This window comes from Halalkalibaculum roseum (assembly GCF_011059145.1).
GTDB lineage: Bacteria > Bacteroidota > Rhodothermia > Balneolales > Balneolaceae > Halalkalibaculum > Halalkalibaculum roseum.
Genome location: NZ_JAALLT010000004.1, coordinates 75951 through 100698, shown reverse-complemented (window position 1 = coordinate 100698; position 24748 = coordinate 75951). Strand labels below are relative to the sequence as shown.

General features: G+C 44.6%; 16 protein-coding genes and 1 riboswitch. Of the genes, 8 read left to right on the top strand and 8 right to left on the bottom strand.

Going from position 1 to position 24748, the window contains the following annotated elements; translation table 11 throughout:
• The first annotated feature begins 49 nt into the window (after positions 1 to 49).
• Together G3570_RS12350 and G3570_RS12345 are read left to right on the top strand one after the other, a co-directional pair.
• Positions 50 to 1312 (top strand): serine hydrolase domain-containing protein, encoded by a 1263-nt coding sequence (locus G3570_RS12350; RefSeq protein ID WP_165142818.1) that lies wholly within the window; start codon positions 50 to 52, stop codon positions 1310 to 1312.
• Between the two features lie 189 nt (positions 1313 to 1501).
• The gene (locus tag G3570_RS12345) at positions 1502 to 2017 is read left to right on the top strand and encodes a hypothetical protein (RefSeq protein ID WP_249067070.1); all 516 of its coding nucleotides are present in this window, start codon (positions 1502 to 1504) and stop codon (positions 2015 to 2017) included.
• An 827-nt stretch (positions 2018 to 2844) separates the two neighbouring features.
• Here G3570_RS12345 and metH read toward each other — a convergent pair.
• Positions 2845 to 6531, bottom strand: a complete 3687-nt coding sequence (gene metH, locus G3570_RS12335) for a methionine synthase (RefSeq protein ID WP_165142812.1) — start codon at positions 6529 to 6531, stop codon at positions 2845 to 2847.
• A 368-nt stretch (positions 6532 to 6899) separates the two neighbouring features.
• Here metH and G3570_RS12330 point away from each other — a divergent pair, with 368 nt between their 5' ends.
• Both G3570_RS12330 and G3570_RS12325 read left to right on the top strand, forming a co-directional pair.
• Positions 6900 to 9023 (top strand): ATP-binding protein, encoded by a 2124-nt coding sequence (locus tag G3570_RS12330; RefSeq protein WP_165142810.1) that lies wholly within the window; start codon positions 6900 to 6902, stop codon positions 9021 to 9023.
• A gap of 115 nt (positions 9024 to 9138) precedes the next feature.
• Entirely contained in the window at positions 9139 to 10110 is a 972-nt protein-coding gene (locus G3570_RS12325; RefSeq protein ID WP_165142808.1) for a methylenetetrahydrofolate reductase, read from the top strand.
• A gap of 17 nt (positions 10111 to 10127) precedes the next feature.
• Here G3570_RS12325 and G3570_RS12320 read toward each other — a convergent pair whose 3' ends face one another.
• From G3570_RS12320 to G3570_RS12305, 4 genes are all read right to left on the bottom strand, one after another.
• Complete coding sequence (locus tag G3570_RS12320; protein ID WP_165142806.1) at positions 10128 to 11642, bottom strand: NAD(P)/FAD-dependent oxidoreductase; 1515 nt, start codon at positions 11640 to 11642, stop codon at positions 10128 to 10130.
• A 2-nt stretch (positions 11643 to 11644) separates the two neighbouring features.
• Positions 11645 to 12637 carry an archaeosine biosynthesis radical SAM protein RaSEA gene (locus tag G3570_RS12315; RefSeq protein WP_249067068.1) on the bottom strand — a complete coding sequence of 331 codons (993 nt, stop codon included), beginning with the start codon at positions 12635 to 12637 and terminating at the stop codon, positions 11645 to 11647.
• A complete protein-coding gene (locus G3570_RS12310) occupies positions 12585 to 13907 on the bottom strand; it encodes an asparagine synthase-related protein (RefSeq protein ID WP_165143701.1) in 1323 nt (440 codons plus the stop codon). Before G3570_RS12310 ends, G3570_RS12315 begins: the two co-directional genes overlap by 53 nt.
• A 90-nt stretch (positions 13908 to 13997) precedes the next feature.
• Positions 13998 to 14453 carry a CHRD domain-containing protein gene (locus G3570_RS12305; RefSeq protein WP_165142804.1) on the bottom strand — a complete coding sequence of 152 codons (456 nt, stop codon included), beginning with the start codon at positions 14451 to 14453 and terminating at the stop codon, positions 13998 to 14000.
• Between the two features lie 247 nt (positions 14454 to 14700).
• On the opposite strand from G3570_RS12305, the gene G3570_RS12300 reads away from it, so the two are divergent.
• Together G3570_RS12300 and G3570_RS12295 are read left to right on the top strand one after the other, a co-directional pair.
• Positions 14701 to 15318, top strand: a complete 618-nt coding sequence (locus tag G3570_RS12300; RefSeq protein ID WP_165142802.1) for a hypothetical protein — start codon at positions 14701 to 14703, stop codon at positions 15316 to 15318.
• Between the two features lie 173 nt (positions 15319 to 15491).
• Entirely contained in the window at positions 15492 to 16583 is a 1092-nt protein-coding gene (locus tag G3570_RS12295) for a hypothetical protein (RefSeq protein ID WP_165142800.1), read from the top strand.
• 113 nt (positions 16584 to 16696) lie between these two features.
• On the opposite strand, the gene polX is transcribed toward G3570_RS12295, so the two are convergent.
• Positions 16697 to 18457 (bottom strand): DNA polymerase/3'-5' exonuclease PolX, encoded by a 1761-nt coding sequence (gene polX, locus G3570_RS12290; protein ID WP_165142798.1) that lies wholly within the window; start codon positions 18455 to 18457, stop codon positions 16697 to 16699.
• A gap of 165 nt (positions 18458 to 18622) precedes the next feature.
• On the opposite strand from polX, the gene G3570_RS12285 reads away from it, so the two are divergent.
• Together G3570_RS12285 and G3570_RS12280 are read left to right on the top strand one after the other, a co-directional pair.
• Entirely contained in the window at positions 18623 to 19186 is a 564-nt protein-coding gene (locus tag G3570_RS12285) for a nuclear transport factor 2 family protein (protein ID WP_346267287.1), read from the top strand.
• 136 nt (positions 19187 to 19322) lie between these two features.
• Entirely contained in the window at positions 19323 to 21854 is a 2532-nt protein-coding gene (locus G3570_RS12280) for a M14 family metallopeptidase (protein ID WP_165142794.1), read from the top strand.
• A gap of 191 nt (positions 21855 to 22045) precedes the next feature.
• On the opposite strand, the gene G3570_RS12275 is transcribed toward G3570_RS12280, so the two are convergent.
• A complete protein-coding gene (locus G3570_RS12275) occupies positions 22046 to 22975 on the bottom strand; it encodes a tetratricopeptide repeat protein (protein ID WP_165142792.1) in 930 nt (309 codons plus the stop codon).
• Between the two features lie 220 nt (positions 22976 to 23195).
• Complete coding sequence (locus tag G3570_RS12270) at positions 23196 to 24488, bottom strand: M28 family peptidase (protein WP_165142790.1); 1293 nt, start codon at positions 24486 to 24488, stop codon at positions 23196 to 23198.
• A gap of 124 nt (positions 24489 to 24612) precedes the next feature.
• Positions 24613 to 24707, top strand: a riboswitch (TPP riboswitch).
• Positions 24708 to 24748 lie beyond the last annotated feature (41 nt).

Below are 24748 nucleotides of genomic sequence, written 5' to 3'. Positions count from 1 at the left end.
GGAAGTTTAGTAAAGCTTTTGGAGGCAAATTCGAACTACATTTATTTGAATGAATAAGCGTTCATTTTTTTCTTTTATACTGGTCATCGCTGTTTTTGCCGGCTGTTCTCAGGAACAGGAGAGTCCCACTAAAGTTGGTAATATTGCCTCTATAGATTCGCTGATACAAGATGCAGTCGACAAGGAACATATACCCGGCGCGGTTATTCGGTTGCAGCAGGGAGATTCTGTATTGCATTTCAAAGCTTACGGTTTTGCCCAGAAGTACCGCTATGGGATGGAAGAGCTGAAAAATCCGGAACCCATGCAGGTAGAGCATCTGTTTGACCTTGCCTCGCTGACCAAAGTTTTTGCTACTACCTTTGGAATTATGGTACTCAATGACAGGGGACAACTATCATTAAATGATCCTGTTTCGGACTATCTGGAAGGCTTCAAAAGGGAGAGCAGGCAGGAAATTACCATTCGTCACTTGCTTACACACTCCTCCGGACTACCACAATGGTTTCCGCTTTATTACCTGGCTTCCAATAAGGAAGAACGTTTAGAGGCCATATCCGGGATGCCGTTGGAATGGAAAGTGGGTAAGGGCCGCCACTACAGCGACTTGGGATTTATGATATTGGGAGATGTAATAGAGCGCGTTTCGGGTCAGACTTTGGATGAGTTTTTGCAGCAGGAGTTTTACGGAATGTTGAACCTTTCCAAAACCGTATTCAACCCACTTGATAAGGGCTTCAGTAAGATTGCTGCAACGTCTCACGGTAATCCTTTTGAGAAGCGCATGGTCTATGATGACGATTTCGGATACCGGGTGGATGTTGATCCTGAGTCATGGGATGGCTGGCGGGAATACACACTGAAGGGTGAAGTGAATGATGGCAATTCATGGTATGCGAATGGCGGCGTAGCCGGACACGCCGGACTGTTCTCTACCGCTGAAGAGCTGCAGGTAATGATCAACTTATTGCTACATGAGGGCCGACACCGGGGTGAGCAAGTTATTTCAAAAGCTGTGATAGATACTTTTTTAACGAAAGATCGATTTGGAAACGGATTGGGTTGGGCTATGGATAAAGGATTTATAGCTGCGGAGGGTACACCGGAAGGCACTTTTGGACATACGGGCTTCACCGGTACCAACGTTGTCGTGATCCCAGAGGAAAATCTTTCCATCATCTTTCTTACCAACCGACAGAATTCAGGACTGCAGAAAAACGGTACCTATTTCAACCTCAAAACCCTGCGACAGCAAATAATCACTGCTGTGATGAACAGCACCGATAGTACTAAGATGCGTAATGATGATTGAGATCATCATACTATCTTATAATCTATAAAATGCGGGTTTAAAGCTTTTAAAGGCGTTTATTCAACTCCTATTCACTAGAAACTATTATCTCTCTATACCGCATGTTCATGTGAATTTATGAAATCTGCCAAATATTAGATTTCAGTAGCTCGTTCTGCGAGTGTAAATATTCACAAAAAGGGTACTATGATGAGATATTTAGGCATACTATTATCGGTTTTTATCTTCACTTCATGTATTGAAAGTTCGGGAACCATTGGTCCCCAGGGACCTGAGGGCCCTCCTGGACCCATAGGTCAGGCTTTTGAGGTGGAAGCTGACTTTACGGAGAATAACGGCTATACGCAGATATTTGAGATTCCGCCCTCAGTTGAGATTTATAGCAGTGATATTGTCGCCGTCTACCTGTTATGGGAGGTGGATGAGAGTACCGGCAATGATGTCTGGCAGCAACTCCCGGTATCCGTATTCTTTAATGATGGCCAGTTGCAGTATGCTTTTGATCATACCGTTGCTGATGTGAAACTCTTTTTAACCGGAGACACTGATCTAAGTACGGTTGGTGACGGTTACACCCTGGATCAAATTTTCCGTGTTGTTGTTCTTCCTGCTGAATATGTTCAGGAAAACGGCGTAGACATGAGCAACATGGAAGAGGTAATGGGTGCCGTTAAGAAAGGGGATATTCAGAGGATTACGTTATAAGATTGATTGCCCTTATTCAGCTTTACTAAACTTCCAAAGTTTAGTAAAGCTAACAGGGGGCTATAGCTCGTATAACAGATGATTAATTTTTTTATAGTCTTTCTGTAACTTGTGAAAATCAGAAAAACTCTTCCTGCCACCGAATATATTTAGTACTTCATCTCTGGATATTTTGGTCGCATTAAGACTTGATAGGGCAGAATAAGATGAATATTTCCATCCTAAAAAATCATTAGTAAAGCCGTGATGTATAGGATTATGATGGATGTAGTGTATCAATGCAAGAAGGTAAGGTTGAGAATCTACTAGTACGTGCTTGAATGGTTTTTGAAAAAGGCTTCCTTTGCGTTTATAAGCTTTGTTATAAGATTTAGTGTATGAGATAAAAAAGTTTCTGAATTGATTACTGATCACATCAGTGATTTCAATCTGATCAGAAAGATTCAATGTACCAATCTTATGCTCATTTTTAATTTTTACAAGTACATGGAAGTGATTAGGTATTAAGCAGTAAGCCCATATACTCAGATAGTCACTTAAATAATAATCCCATCGCTGGAAAAAGAATTTATAGTTCCTGTGTTCTGAAAATAGTTTGTCGGTTCCATTAGCACGATTATAAATGTGATAGAATTGACCCGGAAAAAATTTTGATGAATAGTCTCTCATACTTTCGTCAACAGGAAAACACATGCCAAGTTAGTAAAACTTGTCATGTGGCAAGTATATGTTTAGTAAAGCTTCCTAACGATAGAGATTAATCAATCTCTGGTATTCTCTCAAGATAGGTTTTTCAATAAAATTTCAAACAGCTTTACTAAACTTTGTTATGGCTCATAATTCAAATTAGGAGCCAGCCAGCGTTCGACTTCTTCTACGGTCATGCCTTTTCGTTGGGCGTAGTCTTCGATCTGATCTTTTTCGAGATTACCGACATTAAAATAGGTCGATTCGGGATGGGCAAAATAGAGTCCGCTGACCGATGCGGCCGGATGCATGGCAAAGTGTTCGGTCAACTCTATGCCGGTGGATGACTCAACATCCAGCAGGTCAAAAAGAATACGTTTTTCGGTGTGATCGGGCTGTGCGGGATAGCCGGGTGCGGGACGTATACCGGTATATTCCTCGCGTATCAACTGTTTATTGGAATAATTTTCATCCGGTGCATAGCCCCAGTATTGTTTGCGTACTTTTTCGTGAAGCAACTCCGTAAAGGCCTCAGCCAGCCGGTCGGCTAAGGCTTTGGCTAGTATAGCGTTGTAGTCATCGTGGTCTTCTTCAAACTTCTTCACCAACTCGGGGGCACCGATACCGGCTGTGGCAGCGAAACCACCCATGTAATCTTCTACTCCCGATTCTTTGGGCGCCACAAAATCAGCCAGTGCTTTATTGGGTTCCCCTTTTCGTTTTTTGGCCTGTTGCCTGATTGTATGGAAAGTAGTTCGAACTTCCTCCCGTTTCTCATCAGTATAAATCTCAATATCATCCCCTATCGAATTGGCCGGGAATAGACCCATAACGGCGCGGGCCTGAAGCAGCTTTTTCTTCACGATTTTATCAAGAAGTTGATTGGCATCTTCGTATAGTTTTCTGGCCTCCTCCCCGTACTTTTCATCTTCAAGCACATCAGGAAATTTCCCCTTCATTTCCCAGGCAATGAAAAAGGGTCCCCAATCAATATAGTTTCTGATTTCGGATAGGGGATAATCTTCAAACACCTGTCGCCCGAGTTCTTTCGGCTTCAGGATGGAGGTCTTATCCCAATCGATCGAAGTTTTATTCTTCCGGGCTTCTTCAATGGATAGATATTTCTTACGTCCCGATCGGTTGCTGTGCTGATCGCGCAGACGGCTGTACTCTTCTTTTTTCTCTTTTACAAAGTCGTCCTTGAGAGTTTTGGAGACCAGGTTGCCGGTTACCGAAACGCTTCGGGAAGCATCCAGTACATGGATGACCGGCTGGTCGTAATTTGGTTCAATTTTTACCGCTGTATGCATGCGGGAGGTGGTGGCCCCGCCTATGAGCAGTGGTTTAGTAAACTTCTGTCTCTTTAGTTCTTTCGCGACGTGAACCATTTCATCCAGAGAGGGAGTGATTAACCCGCTCAGTCCGATAATATCAACATTGTTATTTTTTGCCTCCTCTAAAATCTTGTCAGCAGGTACCATCACACCAAGGTCGATAACGTCAAAATTATTGCATCGCAATACGACGGCGACGATATTCTTGCCAATATCATGCACGTCTCCCTTTACAGTAGCTAGAAGTACTTTGGCTTTGGGTTCACTCTCTTCATTTTTTTCTTTCTCTTCTTCAATATAGGGTACCAGATGGGATACACCTTTTTTCATAACCCGGGCACTTTTAACGACCTGAGGAAGGAACATTTTTCCCGATCCGAAGAGATCTCCCACTACATCCATGCCAGCCATCATGGGACCTTCGATCACTTCGATAGGTCGGTCATACTTTTGTCGGGCTTCTTCTACATCATCTACGATGTGCTCTACAATACCTTTAACAAGTGCGTGTTTGATACGCTCTTCTACCTCTTTCTCTCGCCAGGCTTCCTGCTTTTTCTCTGTTTCAGTATCCTCATCCTTGATCTTTTCGGCATAATCCACCAGGCGTTCGGTAGCATCACTCCGACGATTGTGAAGTACGTCCTCCACCAGCTCCAGCAGCTCATCAGGGATCTCTTCGTAGACTTCCAGCTGCCCTGCATTGACAATTCCCATATCCATACCGGCCTCGATGGCATGATACAGAAAGGCCGAGTGCATGGCTTCCCTCACTTTGTTGTTGCCCCTGAATGAGAAGGAGATATTGCTGACTCCGCCACTGACTTTGGCCAAATGTAAATTCTCTTTGATCCACTTGGTTGCCCGGATAAAATCAACGGCGTAGTTGTTATGTTCTTCAATACCCGTCGCAACGGTGAGGATGTTGGGGTCAAGGATAATATCCTGCGGAGGGAATCCGATTTCATCTTTCAGAATATTATAGGCTCGTTCACATATCTCAATTCTTCGTTGAAAGGAATCAGCCTGTCCCTCTTCATCAAATGCCATGACAATAACCGCGGCACCGTAATTGAGTATCTCGCGGGCTTGTTCCTTGAAGACATCCTCGCCTTCTTTTAGGCTGATGGAGTTGACTACGCATTTACCCTGCATGGTTTTGAGTCCGGCTTTGAGAACCGACCACTTGGAGGAGTCGATCATCACAGGAACTCGGGAAATATCAGGCTCTGCGGCCATCAGCTGCAGGAAGTCGGTCATGACCTGCTCCGAATCAAGCATGCCTTCATCCATATTCACATCAACAATCTGGGCCCCATTCTCTACCTGTTCGCGGGCTACCGATAGGGCTTCTTCAAATTCTCCATCAGTGATCAACCGTCGAAATTTGCGCGACCCCATCACGTTGGTTCGTTCTCCCACATTAACAAAATTAGTATCCGGACGAACGACCAGCGGTTCCAGTCCGCTGAGACGCAGATAGGGCTTTTGACTTTCAATGGTACGGGGCTTGCATTCAGTGGCCGCTTCAGCGATGGCCTGAATATGCTCGGGAGTGGTTCCGCAGCAACCGCCAACCAGGTTCACAAATCCTTCTTCAGCATATTCTCTAAGCTGGTCGGCCATAAAGCCCGGGCTTTCGTTGTATTCGCCCATTTCGTCAGGCAGACCTGCATTGGGATACAGGCTGGTGTAACAGGTAGCGTGGTTGGATAACTCTTCAATGTAGGGTCTCATTTGATTTGAACCAAGGGAGCAGTTGAGCCCTACGCTCAGCAGATTTTGGGTATGAGATACTGAAATCCAGAATGCTTCGGTTGTCTGTCCGGAAAGTGTTCTACCGCTTTGGTCGACAATAGTACCGGAGATCATCACCGGGAGATTTGTACCCGTCTCCTCGGCATATTTGTGAATAGCATAGATCGCTGCTTTGGCATTCAGGGTATCAAAAATGGTTTCAATGAGCAGCATATCAGCACCGCCATCCACAAGACCTCTTATCTGCTCGTCGTAGGCTTTGGCCAGCTGATCGAAAGTAATAGCCCGGTAGCCGGGATCTTCGACATCCGGTGAAAGGGAGAGGGTTTTATTAGTCGGACCAATGGCACCGGCCACAAAACGGGGTTTGTCCGGATTTTTTTGAGTGAATTTGTCAGCTACTTCCCGGGCATTCTCGGCCGATTTTTTGTTCAGCTCGTATGCCAAATCTTGCATCTGATAGTCAGCCTGGGAGATCGACGTACCGTTAAAAGTGTTGGTCTCAATGATATCGGACCCTGCTTCAAGGAACTGGGAGTGGATCTTTTTAATGATTTCAGGCTGGGTAATGCTGAGTAGGTCATTGTTGCCCTGCAGGTCCGTTTCATAATTCTTGAAACGATCTCCGCGATAATCTTCTTCGGTAAGCTTATAAGACTGAATCATGGTGCCCATTGCACCGTCCAGAATTAGAATACGTTCGTTAAGAAGAGTGGATATTTCTCTGTTGCTCATATAAGTATTTTGGTAATCGAAATGTGAGGTACTTTAGATTGCACAAAAATTCAGGCCGGCTATCGGGGTGATTACCTGTTACCCAGGAAAAATCTTCATGAAGTAATAGCCTAACGCTAAATTTAAGGAGGCGAAAGTTACAAATAATTCCTATTTAACATAAATAGTTTAAAGAGATCTCTTAGATGTTGTAATTATTATAAATCTATATAAAGCTTTATAAGATTCTCATTTTTACAAGTCACTTATTGGATATATCTTAATCATATATAATATCATCTACGAAATGTTTTTACGATCATAACAGCGTGAAGCCGTTCCCCATTATAATATCTACACTAACCTTGCTGGCGGTGATTTGTGGCACTTTGACTGCACAAGAGTCTGCAGCGGAAAATTTTCAGCGTGGGAAAGGTGCACTTGAAGCTGATGTTGACAGCCAGAAAGTGAGCTTAATGATTGAATACGGTCAGGATGCTCTTACCAAGGGAGAAATGGCGGAAGCGAGATCTTATTTCGATAGGGCAGTATTACTCGGAGATTCACTCGATTTCGACTATGCGCGACAGTTTGCCTTATACGGGAAAGGAGATTTTTACCTGGTTCAGCAAAAATTTGATTCCGCCCAAACGGTGCTTGAAGAAGCCATAAGGTTACAGCCCGGTATTGCTTTACAAACAAAAATTAAAAATCTACTTGCAACCGCCCATCGTTACCGGGGAGAAAATCAGAAAGCTATTGAAATTTACAAAGAAGCCCTGGCCCTGGTAGATACTGTTGCTGATGCACGAACAGCTGCGGGTATTGCCCAAAATATGGGTGATGCGTATATGAATCTGGGTGCGAGAGGACAGGCCTTCAGCAATTACAACAAAGCAATTGCATTTGGGGAAAAAGCGCAGGATTCCCTTTTTCTTGCAACCTCGCTGAACAATATCGGAGAATCTCATAACAGCAGCAAAGAGTATGGTGATGCCTCCTATTACCTGGAGCGAGCCTTGGAAATAAGCCATGATATCGGTTTCAAACCGGGTCTCCTGAGAGTATACCTAAATCTTGGAAATACCAGAAGCGGTCAGTCCAGGTTCGATGAAGCGGAAACACTTTATACCCGGGCTCTTGAATTGTCGAGTGTTATTCGTCCGGATACGCCACCTGTTCAGATCCAATATAACCTGGGCGAATTGTACAACCGGATGGAGAGATACGAACAAGCCGAAGATTATTTCCGGAGATCACTGGACAACAGCAGGAAACTCGGCATACCACAGGGAATTTATTTCAATTCAACCGGTTTGGGAAATATTGAAATAGGCCGCGGTGATTTTTCAGAAGCGGTAGTGTATTACAACGATGCACTGGAAGTAGCGCAACAGTTAAATAATCCTACGTTTTTGAAAGCAGCGCATGATAAACTCTATGAATTACGGAAAGAACTGGGTGAATATGCTCTTGCTCTTAACCATTTGGAGCAAGCAACTGCCATTTCAGACAGTTTGACCACGAGGGAAAAGGAGCAGATGCTGGCCGATTATCAGACGCGTTTACAGGTGCAGCGAAAGGACCAGATGAACAAAACACTTCAGGCGGAGAAAGCCAGCCAGGAAGCCCAATTGCAATTGCAGAAATGGTTCTTAATACTGGGCGGTTTGGTCATCATTATTTCATTCATTTCCGGTTTGTTACTGTTCAGATCGAATCAGGAGAAGAACAGTATTAACGAAAAGCTTAAGGAACAAAAGAATGAACTTGAAGAAGCTAATTCGATTAAAAATAAGCTTTTCAGTATCGTTGCCCATGATCTTCGCACCCCGCTTAGTGCACTTACCGGTATGCTGGAGCTGGTCAGAGAAGAGGCCCTGACTGAGGAGGAGATGAGGGAACTGTTCAGAGAGATGGAATTTTCCCTGCATCAGAACATGAGCATCATGGAAAATCTGTTGGTTTGGGCAAAGCAGCAAATGTCAGGACTAAAGGTTGACATACAACCATTGAATGCGAGAAAAATCGTAGATGATATTTTCGGTGCCCTGATTTTCAATGCGGATCACAAAAATATTCAACTTGAAAATGAAATTGAAGAAGGTTTTATAGTCAAGGGTGACTACGATCTATTCAAATTGGTGATTAGAAACCTGGTTTCAAACAGTATTAAATTCTCAAGGAACGGGGATAAAATTACAGTCAATGCTTTCAGGAAAGATGGAAAAGCCCTGTTCGAAGTTCGGGATACCGGCATTGGTATACCGGTAGAAATTCAATCGAAGATTTTTGCCGATGGTATTGATAGCCGTAAAGGAACCAACGAGGAAAAAGGAAGCGGTTTGGGACTAAGCCTGTGCCGGGAGTTCATTGAAAGACAGGGTGGAAGCATCGATTTTAAAAGCAGTGAAGGAGAGGGTACCGTATTTTACTTTACTCTACCAATGGCTGAGAGTGAGAATAGGATGAGTTCAGCCATTGGTAAAAAAACCAAGATTCACTCAGCCTGAACAACTGCTAGCTTAAGTGCCGAACGATATTTGTTTCGTCATTATTAATATTTATTTCTTAGCAAATATACTGTTATTTTAAACAGATTAAGATTAAGTACGCTATTTCAAAAAAATGAAAGTAATAGAGCATTATAATAGGGCCGACGAGCCCTTGATTTCGTTTGAGATCATTCCTCCAAAGAGAGGAGGTTCCATTAAAGGAGTATTTGATTCACTGGACAAGGTGATGAAATACAATCCGCCATTCATTGATGTTACCTATCATGCGGCAGAATCCTACTATGAGGAGCTGGCTGACGGTACCATCAAACGTCATATAAAACGTAAACGACCCGGGACTATCGGTCTTTGCGCTGCTATACTGCATAAGTACGGCGTGGATCCGGTTCCTCATCTGATATGTGAAGGATTTACCAAAGAGGAGACGGAAGATGCACTGATTGAATTGAACTACCTGGGTATTGATAATGTATTGACGATCCGGGGAGATGCACCTGATGACAACGTACCCCGCTTCAAGAACGGAACCTATAATGATCACGCCATCGACCTGGTGCGACAGGTTCAGGACATGAACAAAGGTCGTTACTTGGAGGATATCAGCAATGCTCAAAGAACTGATTTTTGTGTCGGTGTGGCCGGTTACCCTGAAAAGCATTTTGAGGCGCCGAATCTTGACTTTGATATTCAGATGCTGAAGAGAAAAGTCGACGCTGGCGGAGATTATGTGGTTACCCAGATGTTCTTCGACAATGACGCCTATTTCCGGTTTGTAGACAAATGCCGTGCTGCAGGAATTGAATGTCCCATTGTACCGGGCCTGAAAGTATTGACCGTTGAGCGACACCTCAACTTTTTACCCAAGTATTTCCATCTCAATCTCCCCGAAGAACTGTCTGAAGCGGTGCAAAAGAATCCAGGAAATGCCCGTGAAATAGGAATTGAATGGAGCGCTAAACAGTGCACCGAATTGCTTGAAAAGGGTGTCCCCGGACTTCACTTCTATATCATGGGAGATCCGAGTCCTGCATTGGAAGTGATTGAGAAAATTCCTATGGGTACCAAAGTTAAGGCCAACGCCTGAGTAACAGCTTTCTGAATTTAGAACTCAACAGCTGTATGGCGATACATGTTATTGGCGTCAGGATCTAATAAGCCGGCGATGTTGTAGGGTTCTATTCTATTCTTAACTCGGTCCCTGAAGTCTTTTACTTGGTTTACCGATATTTTATCCTTCGTAATATGCTTTAGCTCATTATAACTTTGAGCTACGAAAAAAAATATATCTTCCCTGCCGGCGCTTAAAAAATGAGACGGAATCTCACCTCGTAATCGACTCTGCTCATAACTGATGGCCGCAATGAAATAGAGCATGGTATACACATTAAATAACTCAAAATGATCCATAGACCTGTAGCTGCCGCCAACGAGCAGATCCACCAGTTTTAATTCCTGTATAAGTTGCTGCTCATACGCTGAAAGGTCATCTCGAAGACTTTCTTTATTGGGTCCGGATTCAACGATTATTTGGACCAGTTTTTCTAAGCCGCTTAGGGTATGGGCAATACCGGTGCTGTGCATGGGGTCAACGAATCCGGCAGTATGCGGCAAGGCTGCCCAGTTTTTACCTGTCATTCTCTTTAGGCGTCGCTGCAATCGTCCGGTTTGTAACATTTTGCCCGGATCTGTTGCTGTCACCGCGTGTTCAAAGAGGTCCTCAAGCGAAGGGTAGCGGTTGATGATGCGGTTCCAGGTTTCATTGGGGCTTTCGCTGCTATTTTGATCTTCGTTTTGCAAGTCCAGAAGAAGTCCGGTACTGGTGACCCCGTTGTTAAAGCGCAACATCCAGAGCCAACCCTCCTCAAGCAGGTGGTGTAAGGCTGAATAGTCAGGATTGTAGGGATAGTCATTCGTAGAAATACCATTCTCCTCAAGATAGTTTTTCCATGGCTTGACGTCTTCAAAATGAGAAAAAACTGCCCGTGACTTGGTTTCGAAACCATCGTTTAATGAATCAATTCCAAGAAACTTCCCTATAAAACGCGGGCTACCTGTAGCGTCAACCATAAAATCAGCCCGGATTGAGAGGTCATTGTTATTTTCAAAGGCATCGATAACCCACTGGCCAGAGTTGTCCTGTTCAACCGAGACGACTTCGGTATTTTCGAAATAAGGTATGTCATACTCCAAAAGTTTCTCAGCCAGGAAGGCATCGAATTCCGATCGCATCCAGTTGGTGTCAGACTGCTCGACATTGACACTGGCGGCTACCAGCAGTTGATTGGCATGAAATTTATCGGTCGAAAATTGTTCATGAGGATTGTGCTTATAGTAACTGAAACCGCGCTTGAGTCCGCAGGTAATATCCGGGTAGTGCCTTTGCCAGCTACCGTACCGTGAGAAATGTTTTAGCCAGGGCAGGTCATACTCTTCCGAAATACTTCGAAGGATCATGTCTGCGATAGGGGTTGATGACTCCCCGACAGCAAATCTTGGGTGCCGGTCCTTCTCCAATACGCAGACACTCAGACCTGATTGAAGCAGGCAGAGTGCGGTAAGGGAACCCGAGAAACCCGAACCTATAATGATGACATCGTAGGATTGTTTATTTTTCATCACTATATCATGCCATTTTGTTTGCAGGATACAGGACAATTGACCCGCGGTTGGATTTTTTGGGTCATGTTCATTTTCTCAAGGCGGGCCTTACGTTTTGTGAAACAGACTTCACAGGTTGAAAAGTGCTCCAAATCCCAGAGGTCAACGAAGACCCGCCCTTTTTCCATTTTCATAGATTCTTCAAAAGCTGATTCCAAAGCCGGTAAGGTAGGTGGTACAAATTTGCCGTTTTCTTTTAGCTTGTCCATGATACCGTTCCCTGCCCGGGTTGGAATGATTGAGCAGGTTTGAACACCGGCTTCAAATGCAAAGGCAATCGACCTGACTGTCCATTCAATATTTTCTTTATCATCGGTAAGGTAGGGCGGGTTGAGCAAAATAAAAGCCCTGGTGGCAATATCATTGCTGATGAGAAAGGAAACCGCTTTACGAAAATTATCGGTAGTAATCTGCTTGTTCAACTTGGGAAGCACCTCCGGGTGGATGGTTTCCAGCCCAAGAGCAATTTCCAGCTTGCCATCTAACAGCTCAGCAAATTCCAGGCATCGATCATTGCAGAGTTTTGGATGATTCTCAACGACTACACGTTCAATTCCCTGAAGCTGCTTTGCGATAGCGGGGTAGTCGGCTGGAGGTATAGCTCCCGTATCAAAAAAGTTACCGTTGTTATATAATTTGACCACAGATGCCTTCGGAAGCAGGTCAAGAGCATAGTTTATCTGCTGAGGGATGGCACCTTGTGGGGTAGGGCTATCCAGGGTGTGCTTCCACAGGTCACACATGGTGCATTTGAAAGGGCACTCTTTGTTGGTGAGGAAGAGCGTGTTAACCGTTTTTATGGTACCGATTGCGTCAACTTCTTCTTCATGCAGGTAGTGATAAGGCTTGAATGGATCCAGATTCTTTTTCGCCGGTCTCAGCTCCAGTATATCATGGTCATCAGGCATAAAGAGAGGCGAAATAGGTGCGATATTCCATTTCGTTGTCAGCAAAAAGGTTGCTGCTTTTGTCTTCGCTCACGGCACCATGCTGAAAACGACGCTTGGGATACACGGGCATATCGAATCCGGTAACCGCTTTGACGCCCCGCTTGACTATCTCTCCTTTCAATGCATACAGCTCGTTATGGTCCCAGTCTGTAAGCCTGATAAACGGAATTGCTTCTGAAACTTCAATAACGTTGGGCAACGAGTATGGACTGAAGCCCTTAAAGCCGTATTTCCGGGCAGGAGCATAGGTGCGAACGTGACCGCGGCTCTGTCCCCCCGAGTAGGTCAGTGAGTGCTTAATTTTGTCGACTCCCCATCCCTCGTGGTAGAGCATTGGGTTGTTAAGCACGCTTCGGATAGTCAGTTCTGGATTGTCCTCAATGGGGTAATCCTTTAAATTTTCATCTCCGCCATCCCCATCGGCCAGGTATTTCCAATCCGGATAACGCTCACGGAGGTGCTTGCAGAGTGCCAGCGTCATGCTTGCCGCTTCTACATCCAGTGCCTTGTAATCTTCGATGACCTTGATTGCTTCTTTATAGTCGATATCGCTTTCTGAAACCTCAACGGTTTCAAGAAATAAGGAAAGGTCCAGGCGATCGAGAAAATCGTGGGCCTGGCGGGCATCGGGTCCGTCGTTCACCGATAACGTAAATGCTTTCAGGCGCTGTGGACTCATTCCCTTCTCGAGCATCAGGTGATAGAGAACTAAAAAGACCGATCCACTGTCAATACCGCCGGAAAAAAGCACTCCAATGGGCTCTTTCTCAGGGATACTCTGAATCCAGTTTCTACACTCTTCAGCGAGTGCACCAATGTAGGTACGACCGATTTCATCCAAATCGTCATTCAATCCATTTTGTTTTGGATCAAAGAATCGCGTGTAGGTAGGATTGGGATCGGGACAGCCAATGACGTCAACCCGAACTACGTGATGTGCCGGAACCATGCGTGTATATGACGGGTGAAACTGTTCATGGAGATCCAGCTTTTCAAGGTGGTCATAAATTTCATCCATTCGTTCGGCCACAATCAGCATTGGACCTGCTTCACGCTTGGCCAGAAAGTAACGCATCGGACGTCCGATAGAACGGGCCATAAAAACCTGTTCGTCCACCTTTTTAACCAGTGCGAACTGCCCGTCAATTTCTCTGACTCGATCGGGATCGCCCGAAACAAGTGCCTCCTCGGCTTCCTCCACTGACATGTCAAAAATATAATTATTATCGGCATCGAGGAGGTTTACAAAATCCGCTACGTATTGATGATCCATGGTGAGGGTGTTAGTCAAAATAGTTTGGGGTGACGATTGAAGAATATATGGGTAGCAAACCAAGATAGAAAGAATCAAAGTAGATTTGGATTACAACATCGGAGGAAGCTGTGCCCTCAATTCTCCACGCTGATGATCAAATGACATGATGTTGATATAGAGGTTACCGTTTGATAATGCGTCCATCTGTCCCTCTGTAAGCTTGAAGGTGTTTTTGGATTTATCGAAGGTACCGCCGGTCCGGTTCTCATGAATATCAGGACTTAAATCGATGATCTGATTGCCCTGTTCTCCTTTTTCGCCGTAGAAAATAGCAGAACCGAAATAATAGCTGGAAAGATCAGAGAATGATCCCTCAACGCTGAGGCTATCGCCATTCAGTGAGACGTTTACTTGTCCGGTTGCCGGGGTTTGCACTTTCGGCACGGACTTATAGCCTGCCAGGATTAGCGTGTTTCCTTCCCTGTTTTGAGCATTGACGGTACTGTTTTGTAGGATTAAAACAAAAGAGAACAGAAAAGCGAGGAGTATGCTTAGATGTTTCATAACGCGGCGATTCTTTTGATTTCTTCTTCAAGGGTTTAACGACAGGCATAGGTTGAAATTATATCTTGTTACTCTGTGGGTTGAGCCTATCGTTTGTAAGCCCTAGTAAGTATAAAATAATTTTGTAAGGGATGCTTGGGTGGGAGCTCTTACTTATAAGAGATGATCTAGGAATTAACCCTCCAAGGGTTCTTTTGAACCCTTGGAGGGTTAATGAATTGAATTGACTAACCATTAAAAATGACAGATGGCGAGTATAAAAATCGAAATTGAGCCTAATCAGATTTATCACATCTGGACTCATGCCAATGGTAGTGAAAATTTATTCCGGTCAGACATAAATTACCGGAATTTTATGGACCGGTTTACAAGACATATTCATCCCGTGGGTGAGACCTTCGCTTACTGCCTAATGCCGAATCATTTTCACTTCATGATCCGTCTTCGTCCGAAGGAAGAAATATTTTCATGTTTAATAGGTAAAAAGAGAGATGCTTTTCAAAAAGGGTTAAGTAATTTTCTTAGTCAACAATTTAGCAATCTGCTTAACGGATACACCCAGTCTTACAACTATCAATACAAGCGAAAAGGCAGTCTTTTTATACCTAATTTCAAACGAAAGTTGATTGATTCAGAAGCCTACTTTACCAGGCTAATAGTCTATATTCATAACAATCCGGTCTATCATGGATTTGTTAGCGAACCCGGTGAATGGTGCTATAGCAGTTATCTTGCTTATAGGAAGAATAAAATGACCAAAGTTAGTATCAAGGAAGGACTTGCGTGGTTTGGCGGAATTGAAAGCTTTGATGATTTGCATCGGCAGTTGTCATTTGAAAAGCTCGCAACAATTTTCCAAGAGTGATATAAAACTACTTATAAACCCTCCAAGGGTCTATTCAGACCCTTGGAGGGTGGATTTTGAATCCCTATCAGTTAAATATCCACAATATCTAATAAGATCACTTTGAAGACCCCCAAAAATAATTTAAACTTATATACAACCTGTTTATCGATAAGCTCATGTATTTATTCGGAATGAAACGATCTTCGGCTCTTAAGGGCTGCTACCTGACTCTGTTCTTAGCAGTTATCTATGCCACTGTTTGGGCAGCGCCCCAGGAAAACGGACAAGCTGAAAAGCCTGATCTTTTTGCAAGTGACGAGCCCCTGGAAATCAGGCTCGAAGGTGATGTCGGTGAACTCATGGACGACAGAGGGGAGGATCCTGACTATCATCTGATGAAACTACACTATAACCTGCAAAACACTCCGGAAAAGGCGCTTGATCTACGAGTGCGGGTTCGAGGGAATTTTCGCCGGTTGGAGGAGAACTGTGATAAACCACCGCTTAAATTTAATTTTAAAGATCATCCCGCCCCGGACACTTCAATTTTTGCCGGTCAGAAAGAGTTGAAACTGGTCGTGCCCTGCGATGGCGAGAAGTATGTGGTGCGGGAATACCTCACGTACAAACTCTACAATTTGATCACGGATTACAGTTTCAAAGTCCGACAGGTCCGCTTTTCCTATCACGATTCCGAGAAAAATAAATTCAGCGACCCTGTCTTTGCCTTCCTGATTGAAGACCAGAATTTGCTGGCTGAGCGTAAAGTAGCCACACTTTACGATCGCAATAATTTGCGGCCGGAGAGCATCGATGAGCAGCCATTTCTGAGATTGAGCGTGTTTGCTTACCTGATTGGAAATACGGATTGGTCAGTTCAGTTTCAGCATAACCTGAAAGTACTGTTCCTGGAAAAGGAAAAAGTATTTGTTGCCGTACCCTACGATTTTGACCTGGTAGGTCTTGTTTCCAGTCCCTATGCGAAACCTGCAGAGGCGCTCAGGCTTCGATCGGTTAGGGAGAGGGTGTATCGAGGACATTGTATGGAAGATCTGAGCCCGCTGGATCCGATTTTTGATGAGTTTCGCAAACTGAAGCCTGAGATGTATGCCTTATATACCGGTAATGAACTTTTGGAGGAAGATTATATAGATTGGACGCTGGACTATTTTGATGACTTCTATAAGATTATTAATAACCGGAAAAAACGGGATAAAGTCTTCAGTTATCCCTGCAACCAGTACGGGACAGGAAATGTTGTTATCAGTGGGATGGATAATTGAAAGCTAAAAGCCATCATTCGTTGGTAAACTAAAAGTGCAACCCTCCAAGGGATCCAGAAGAGCCTTAGAGGGTTTGAACCTGTCTTATAAAATAGTTCGACCTGTCTCTTCACTTAACCTGTTTTAAACCAGTCAGCTATTTCATCAGCACTCTTGGTATTAAGGATACGTTCTTTTTCAAATTTGCCTTTCCGGGCAATTTTCACTCCGTAGGAAATATGATCAATCCCTTCAATAGAATGAGCATCCGGATTGATAGATGACATGAGTCCGACTTCTGCGGCTTTATTACCATGCCTCCAGTCCAAATCCAGTCGCCACGGGTTGGCATTGATTTCAATAGCTGTATTATGCTCGGCAGCCAGTTCAATGAGTTCATTCATATCCAGATCGCTGCCATCGCGCTTGAGGAGCAGGCGCCCGGTGGGATGTCCAACAATGCGGGTATGTGGATTTTTAATGGCGTTTCGAAAACGCTCCATCATTTTATTTCGTGACATATCCAGACCGTTATGTACGCTGGCAATTACGAAATCAAACTGCTCCAGGATATCATCATCATAATCCAGGCTGCCGTCACTCAGAATGTCTGATTCAATACCTTTAAATATTTTGAAGTTTATACCATTACCGGCAAATTCTTCGTTCAGCCGGTCAACTTCTTCCCACTGCTCTTTGATTTGGTCAACGGTTAACCCACCGGCATATGCTGCCGTCCGGGAGTGGTCTGTAAGTCCAAGATATTCATATCCTCGTTCCATCGAGGCTTCGGCCATCTCCTTAATGGAAAACTTGCCGTCACTCCAGGTGCTGTGTGCATGAATGACGCCCTTGATATCATCATCTGTTACAAGCGGCATTTCTTCATGCTTTTCAAAGAACTCAAACTCGCCGCGGTCTTCCCGCAATTCAGGAGCTATAAAATGCAGATCCAGGCTGTTGTAGATATCTTTTTCTTCGCTGTAGTCGATGGGTTCTTCAAAATTGGTATTGCCTTCCTCATTGAGTTTAAAAAGACCATATTCGTTGAGCGAAAGTCCTCTTTCCCTGGCACGCTGGCGCATCACCACATTATGCTCCTTGCTGCCGGTAAAATACATTAGCGCGGCAGGAAACTGTTCGGGCTTTACGATTCGCAAGTCTACCTGTCTCCCTTCTTTTGTGCGTATGGAGCTTTTGGTGTCACCACGACCCAGTATATCCACTACCAGATCGTGAGAGACAAAGGCATCAAAAATAGCTTTAATATGCTGTTCATTTGCACCGATTAAGAAATCAATATCCCCGATAGTCTCCTTGGAACGACGCAATGAGCCTGCAACCTCAATATGTTCCACCCCATCCAATCCTTGAAGAAAATCAAAGAGCGGGCGTGCAATTTCTGTGGCTTCGTCAAGACGGCAACGTTCATCAAACTGTTCCATCCATTCGATGGATTTCAGAATTTTTTGAGCTGATTTTTCTCCCAGCCCGTCCAGACTTGCAACACGTCCGTCACTGCAGGCTTCTTTCAGTTCCTGGAGGGTAGAAATACCAAGTTCTTTATGAATTTTGGCAATGTTTTTGGGTCCAAGTCCGGATATATTAAGCCACTCGATGACTCCTTCCGGGATGCGTTTGCGCAGGGCGGAAAGCACTTCAATTTTGCCGGTTCCGGCGTAGGATTTGATATCCTCGGCAATAGAGTTGCCAATACCTTTGATATCAGTTAAAGTATCATTCTCAATGTAAGTGTTGATATCCTCATTCAGGGATTCTATCGTCTGGGCAGCCCGATCAAATGCGATGGCACGGAAGCGATTTTCCCCGGCCAGCTGCATAAGCTGGTAAATTTCACGTAATTTCTCGGCTATTTCACTATTGGTTACAGACATGTAGAGCGATTCGGTTTATTCAATTCTGATGAAGCGAAAATTCGTTATCACGGCATTACTTTGCAACTTGGGGATTACCAAACCATTTAGTACTATCAACCATTCAAAGTTAAAACAAATTACGTTTGAAACGTTGGAATTCCACAGCTCAGATTTTACTACACTGTGAACAGTGCAACCATCTATATAGACAAGAAGCAGTACACCTCTTCAAATTTTATGAAGCTAACAGTTTTGCTTGTTTTAGTTTTATTTTTATTCCAGTCAGGTTGTACGGTGGAAGTGCAAAATGATCCGCCATCCGGACAAAAAGTAAATGCCATGCTGGATAACTGGCACAAAGCAGCAGCGGACGCCGACTTTGAAAGATATTTCAGTCACTTTCAAAACGACAGCTCAATTTTTATGGGTACTGATGCAACCGAGCGATGGACCGTGGCTGAATTCAGGCCTTGGAGCAAGCCTTATTTCGACAGGGGTTCGGCATGGAGTTTTAAACCTGTAGAACGTCATATCTATTTCTCGGACGATGGAAACATATCCTGGTTTGATGAAGTATTGGATACTCCGAATTTGGGACCTTCACGCGGAAGTGGTGTACTTATTGATGTGGAGGGTGAGTGGAAGATAGCGCATTACAATCTATCTATTCCCATTCCGAATGCCATCGTCGACACTGTAGTAAGCCAGGTTGATGAAGCTCTTAAGGATAGCACAGAAGGCAACTAATTTTATGGAATACCCAATTATTTTAGATTAAATATCTTTGGGCATAATAACGAGCAAATAGCAACAAAACGAGTAAGAAGTGAGGAGAAAGAATGTTTTACTCATCATTTATTACCCGTCAATCATTAGTCAAGTCATGAAAAATCTTAAAATCGGTTTATCTTTTTTAGTCATTCTCCTGTTTTTCATATCCCCGCATATACATGCACAGGACAATTTGCAGTCACCGGAACAGTACCTCGGTTATGAGTTGGGCAGCAAGTGGACACCTCATTACAAGGTGATGAACTATTTTAGGTACGTCTCTGAACAATCACCTATGGTAACCTTCGAGCAATATGGTACTACTAACGAAGGGAGGGAGCTGGTGATTGTAAAGGTGGCCTCGGAAGAAAATCATGGGCGGCTTGAACAAATACGTATGGATAATCTGAAGAGGGCCGGTCTGTTGGATGGAGACCCTGCCACTAATATTCCTATCGTTTGGCTCAGCTATAACGTACACGGTAATGAAACTTCCAGCAGTGAAGCGGCATTGAAAACACTGTATGAGCTGGTACGACCGGGTAATGCTACGAGCAAGCAGTGGTTGTCCAATACCGTTGTCATTATGGATCCCATGATCAATCCCGACGGGCGTGACCGATACGTGAACTGGTACACCCAAGTGGTGGGAGATGAGTTTAACGCCTATGGGGATGCCAGGGAGCATCACGAGCCGTGGCCGGGAGGAAGAACCAATCACTATTACTTCGATCTGAATCGTGACTGGGCTTGGTTAACGCAAAAAGAGAGTCGCCAGCGGGTAGAACTGTACCAACAGTGGATGCCGCAAATTCATGTTGACTACCATGAGCAGAGTTACACCTCCCCATACTACTTTGCGCCGGCTGCAGAGCCTTTTCACAAGGCCATAACCGATTGGCAGCGTGAATTTCAATATACCATCGGCAGAAATCATGCCCGTTATTTTGACAGTAACAGCTGGCTCTATTTTACCCGTGAGGTTTTTGATCTTTTCTATCCCAGCTACGGTGACACCTACCCGATTTTTAACGGATCCATCGGGATGACCTATGAACAGGCGGGCGGGGGTTATGCCGGCTTGGGCATCATCAAACCGGAAGGTGATACCTTGACGCTGAATGATCGCCTGACCCATCACTATACCACGGGCATGTCAACGGTAGAAATTGCCTCACAGAATGCGGAAAAACTGGTCGGTGAATTTGCGGAGTATTATGACAGTGCGCTCGAAAATCCAACCGGGGAATACAAAAGTTTTGTGATCAAAGCCGGCAACAATCCGGACAAGATGAAGGCCCTGTTTGACTTGCTGAACAAGCATAATATTGAGTACGGAAAAGCGGCTCGGTCACGAAATCTAAATGGTTACAACTATAATACGGGGACGACTGAGAGGGTATCGGTTTCTGAAAACGACTATGTGGTCAGTGCTTTTCAGCCCAAATCGGTATTAGCCCGGGTACTATTTGAGCCACGTCCCCAACTGGCTGATTCTCTAACCTACGATATCACAACCTGGGAACAGCATTATGCTTACGGTCTGGATGGCTATGCCTTGCAGGAGCGTATAGCAGTAAACCAGGCGCCTGCCCCGGTAAAGAATGTAAATAACCGGGTGGATGGGAGTCCGTATGCATACCTGGCAGAATGGAAGGATCTGGCTGATTTGCAAATGCTTTCCGAATTGCTACAAAACGATATCAAGTTGCGTTATGCCGAAGAGGCTTTTGCTATAGACGGCATTAGCTACGATCCCGGAACACTAATTATCACCAGAAACGGCAATACCCAAATGGGTAGCGAATTTGATTCGAAAGTGCAGGAAATTGCCACCCGTCACGGGCAACAGCTCAACCCAGTTTCAACCGGATTTGTAAGCTCCGGATCCGATTTCGGTGCTTCCTCGGTAGAGTACCTGAAGGCACCTCGTGTGGCTTTGTTATCGGGTGAGGGGACATCTTCATATATGGTCGGGGAGATCTGGCACTATTTCGATCGACAAATCGACTACCCGGTGACACTCATCAATGTAGAGGATCTGGGAAGCATTTCGTTGCATGAGTATGACGTTCTTATCATGCCTGATGGCTACTATAATGATGAGCTTAACGGGCCACGCATGAATGAAATTAAAGAGTGGATTACGAGCGGCGGACGCCTGATCGCTGTTGAGGGTGCCAACGGTATGCTGGCAGGTAAAGAAGGTTTCTCTCTCAAAAGAAAAGATGCAGATAACAACGATGAGGAAGGCAACGATGATGAAGAAGAGATGCTTGAACGGTATGGCGAGAGCCAACGAGAGAGTATCAGCTCTTCAAACAGCGGTTCTATCTTCAAGCTTACAATGGATAATTCACACCCGCTGGCTTTCGGTTATGGTGACACCTATTTCACACTGAAAAGGAATGCTGACGCCTATTCCTACCTGGATAGCGGGTGGAATGTCGGAGTGGCAAAGGAAAACGCCCACATGAGCGGCTTCGTGGGTTACATGGCTAAGGAAAAACTGGAGAATACACTTACTTTTGGCGTGCAGAATATGGGAAGGGGTTCGGTTGTCTATATTATTGACAATCCTCTGTTCCGTGCATTCTGGTACAACGGCAAACTGCTCTTCGGTAATGCAGTTTTTTTTAATTAGCGAGTTGATGAGTTTTTGAGTTGGTGAGTTGGTGAGTTGGTGAGTTGTTGATTTAACGAATTGTTGAGTTGCTGAGTTAAATATTTATTGAGTTAATGGTGGTGAACTGGTGTAAATTTTGAATTATCTGCCGATTATTAATCGAATTATAAATTGCACATCACCAACTCACCAATTCGCCAATTCAACAATTAGAACTCAAGTCTTGCCAAGTCAACTTCTGCCGCTATGTATCCGAAGGCGGCCCAGTTGCTACTCTGGTATACCTCTCGGAAAATCTCTTCGGCCCGATCTGTTCGCCCGTTTACGTAATGCCAGTTTCCGATACCGTAACCTATGGTTGCATTATCCAATGGAGTAGCCGCATTGTCGAGCAGGCTTTTCTCGTCAAAGTCACCTTTAAAAACCAGTAGTAGTTTATGGTAGCTCTCATTTTCCAGAAGCTCCATATCTTGCGTTATCGGTTTTAGTACTTCGCCGGCCAGACCGTCATGCCCGGCACGCTTTAAGGTCATGTAGAGCCAGTAGGAAGTGGCAACCACCATATCATCATTTGTAGAAGCTTCCAGGCAATTGCGATAGGCATCGGCAGCGTTGTCAAAGGATCCGCTAAGGTATCGGGCAAGCCCCAGGTGATACCAGGTATTGGTATGTAGCGTACTTCTGGGCATGTTACGGGTATTGGGAAGTCCGTCGGGTTCAACAACATCTTCAGTGCCTTTAATCAACTCTGCCGCTGTTTCCAGGTCTTCAATAGCTTTGTCAAATTCTCTGAGCGTAATATACCTGTGTCCGCGATGACGGTACATTCGTGCATCTTCCGGATGCTTTTCTATTCCCTCGCTAAAAATTTCAACAGCTTTTCGATAGTTGCCCAGGTAGGCGGTTCTTCTTCCGAACCAAATGATGGCATCGGCATCATCTGGATTTGCTTCATACTGTGCCCTGGCAGATTGCAGGTTGGTAGTAAATTGTGCTTCTGTCTCCGGATCCAAATCAGGAGCATAGAGGGTATCTCCAAGAGCGGATATGGTCTGGTAATTTTGCTTAGGTTCAACTTTGGTTTCCGAACTGCAGCCGAAGAACAGGAGAAGAGCTAATAGCAGGGAGTAGTGTTTCATGGTTTTTAGTCTTGAGTCGTGAGTCATGAGTCTTGAGTGACGAATAATTAACTATCTAGTCTAAAGTATAAAGTCTAAAGTAATAAGTAAGTAATTGGTTTTTAGATTTAAGATCTATGAATAATGTGTCGTCATATTAGACAAATACTTCTAATATGCTGGCCAATTTCAATAAAGGTTTGGCATCTAATCTCCAATTTCGAACCTCCAGCCTCCAGCCTTAAAACCTAATATCTATGGTCTGTTCTTCTCCGTCTCTTAAAACGGTTACGGTGGTTTGCTCTCCTTCTTCCAGTGTGTTCAACACTTCCATATAGGTATAAATATCTTCCAGTTCGGTATCAGCCAGTCTGATTATGACATCTCCGCTTTTTAGTCCCGCCCGATCGGCAGGTCCGCCACCGCTGACACCGGTAATGCGCATACCCTTGCCGCTGAAACCATAGTCGGGAGTGACTCCCATCGTTACCCCACTCATCGTGACATCGCGATTCTGGGTTACAGGAGCCTCCGAATAAGGTAATACTTCGTCACTCCGGCTATCAATAGCAACAATCAGCCTTTTGACATGTTCCAGTACCCTGTCTTGTCCCTCGGCATTGATATAGTCTGTGTCATCCGAAGGCCGGTGATAATCGGCATGCGTATCTGTAAAATAATGCAGCACCGGGATTTCTTTGTTGTAGAAACTGGTATGATCACTGGCCCCGGTCCCATCGGGTATGGTCTCAATATCCAGGGTATCAGTATTGGCTTTCGTAATAAGAGAGTCCCATCCCGGTGATGAACCGGTACCGAAGATCAACAGCTTATTGCTGTTCAAACGACCTATCATGTCCATGTTGATCATCGCCACGGTTTGATCAAGCGGAACCGTTGGATTTTCTACAAAATGACGGGAGCCGAGCAATCCCATTTCCTCTCCCGAGAATGCAATAAAAACCAGGCTGCGCTGGGTAGGGTGCTCACTGAAATAATGGGCCAGCTCCAAGAGACCGGCTGTACCCGAAGCATTGTCATCAGCCCCATTATGGATAGAGGTAGTATCACGATTGTAGAGGGACCCGAATTTTCCGGTACCGAGGTGGTCATAATGTGCTCCAAGAACGAGATAGGAATCCGGCTCTTCGCTGCCTTCCAATACAGCTACAACATTTCGCGTGATGCGCTCTTCATCAGGAAAGGTTACTCCCGAACGTGAAGTATCACCGCGGTGCGGGTTATTTAACACCGACATATTTACCCTGAACTCCTGAAAATAGGTACTCTCATCACCGGCAGGTAGCAGACCGAACTTATCAAACTGATCGGCAATATATCCCGCTGCTTTTGCCTCCCCGGCAGTTCCGGTTTCACGGCCCGCCAAGTCATCGGAAGCCAGAAATGTGATATGGTTTTTAATATCCGAAGGGGTGATCTCCGGGCGAAACTCGCTTTCGGTATTTTCGGCGGTACACTGAATGAACAGGATAGAAAATCCGAGACAGATTAAAACGTGTTGAAATGACTTCATAAAAGAAAAAATATTGAGGTTTAAATCACCGTACTGCAGAGAAAATAGGTAATTTAAACAAAGATGCATACTGCCTTTGAACCTGAATGAATAAGCTCTTATCTTTCCATCTTATTGAAACACAACCCAAGGTTGGGGGTGCTTGCAAAGCGGGCTGAGATCATACCCTAAGAACCTGAACCGGCTAACACCGGCGTAGGGAAACCTGATGCATTTCTGCGTATCAGCATAGAGCAAGTTGCCCTCCTCTTAAACATTAA

What these genes read in the sequence shown, in the direction of transcription:
- polX (WP_165142798.1), bottom strand. Translation starts at nt 18,457, where the DNA reads ATGTCTGTAACCAATAGTGAAATAGCCGAGAAATTACGTGAAATTTAC.
- G3570_RS12320 (WP_165142806.1), bottom strand. Translation starts at nt 11,642, where the DNA reads ATGAAAAATAAACAATCCTACGATGTCATCATTATAGGTTCGGGTTTC.
- G3570_RS12295 (WP_165142800.1), top strand. Translation starts at nt 15,492, where the DNA reads ATGAAACGATCTTCGGCTCTTAAGGGCTGCTACCTGACTCTGTTCTTA.
- G3570_RS12350 (WP_165142818.1), top strand. Translation starts at nt 50, where the DNA reads ATGAATAAGCGTTCATTTTTTTCTTTTATACTGGTCATCGCTGTTTTT.
- G3570_RS12310 (WP_165143701.1), bottom strand. Translation starts at nt 13,907, where the DNA reads ATGGATCATCAATACGTAGCGGATTTTGTAAACCTCCTCGATGCCGAT.
- G3570_RS12280 (WP_165142794.1), top strand. Translation starts at nt 19,323, where the DNA reads ATGAAAAATCTTAAAATCGGTTTATCTTTTTTAGTCATTCTCCTGTTT.
- metH (WP_165142812.1), bottom strand. Translation starts at nt 6,531, where the DNA reads ATGAGCAACAGAGAAATATCCACTCTTCTTAACGAACGTATTCTAATT.
- G3570_RS12345 (WP_249067070.1), top strand. Translation starts at nt 1,502, where the DNA reads ATGAGATATTTAGGCATACTATTATCGGTTTTTATCTTCACTTCATGT.
- G3570_RS12270 (WP_165142790.1), bottom strand. Translation starts at nt 24,488, where the DNA reads ATGAAGTCATTTCAACACGTTTTAATCTGTCTCGGATTTTCTATCCTG.
- G3570_RS12305 (WP_165142804.1), bottom strand. Translation starts at nt 14,453, where the DNA reads ATGAAACATCTAAGCATACTCCTCGCTTTTCTGTTCTCTTTTGTTTTA.
- G3570_RS12275 (WP_165142792.1), bottom strand. Translation starts at nt 22,975, where the DNA reads ATGAAACACTACTCCCTGCTATTAGCTCTTCTCCTGTTCTTCGGCTGC.
- G3570_RS12325 (WP_165142808.1), top strand. Translation starts at nt 9,139, where the DNA reads ATGAAAGTAATAGAGCATTATAATAGGGCCGACGAGCCCTTGATTTCG.
- G3570_RS12300 (WP_165142802.1), top strand. Translation starts at nt 14,701, where the DNA reads ATGGCGAGTATAAAAATCGAAATTGAGCCTAATCAGATTTATCACATC.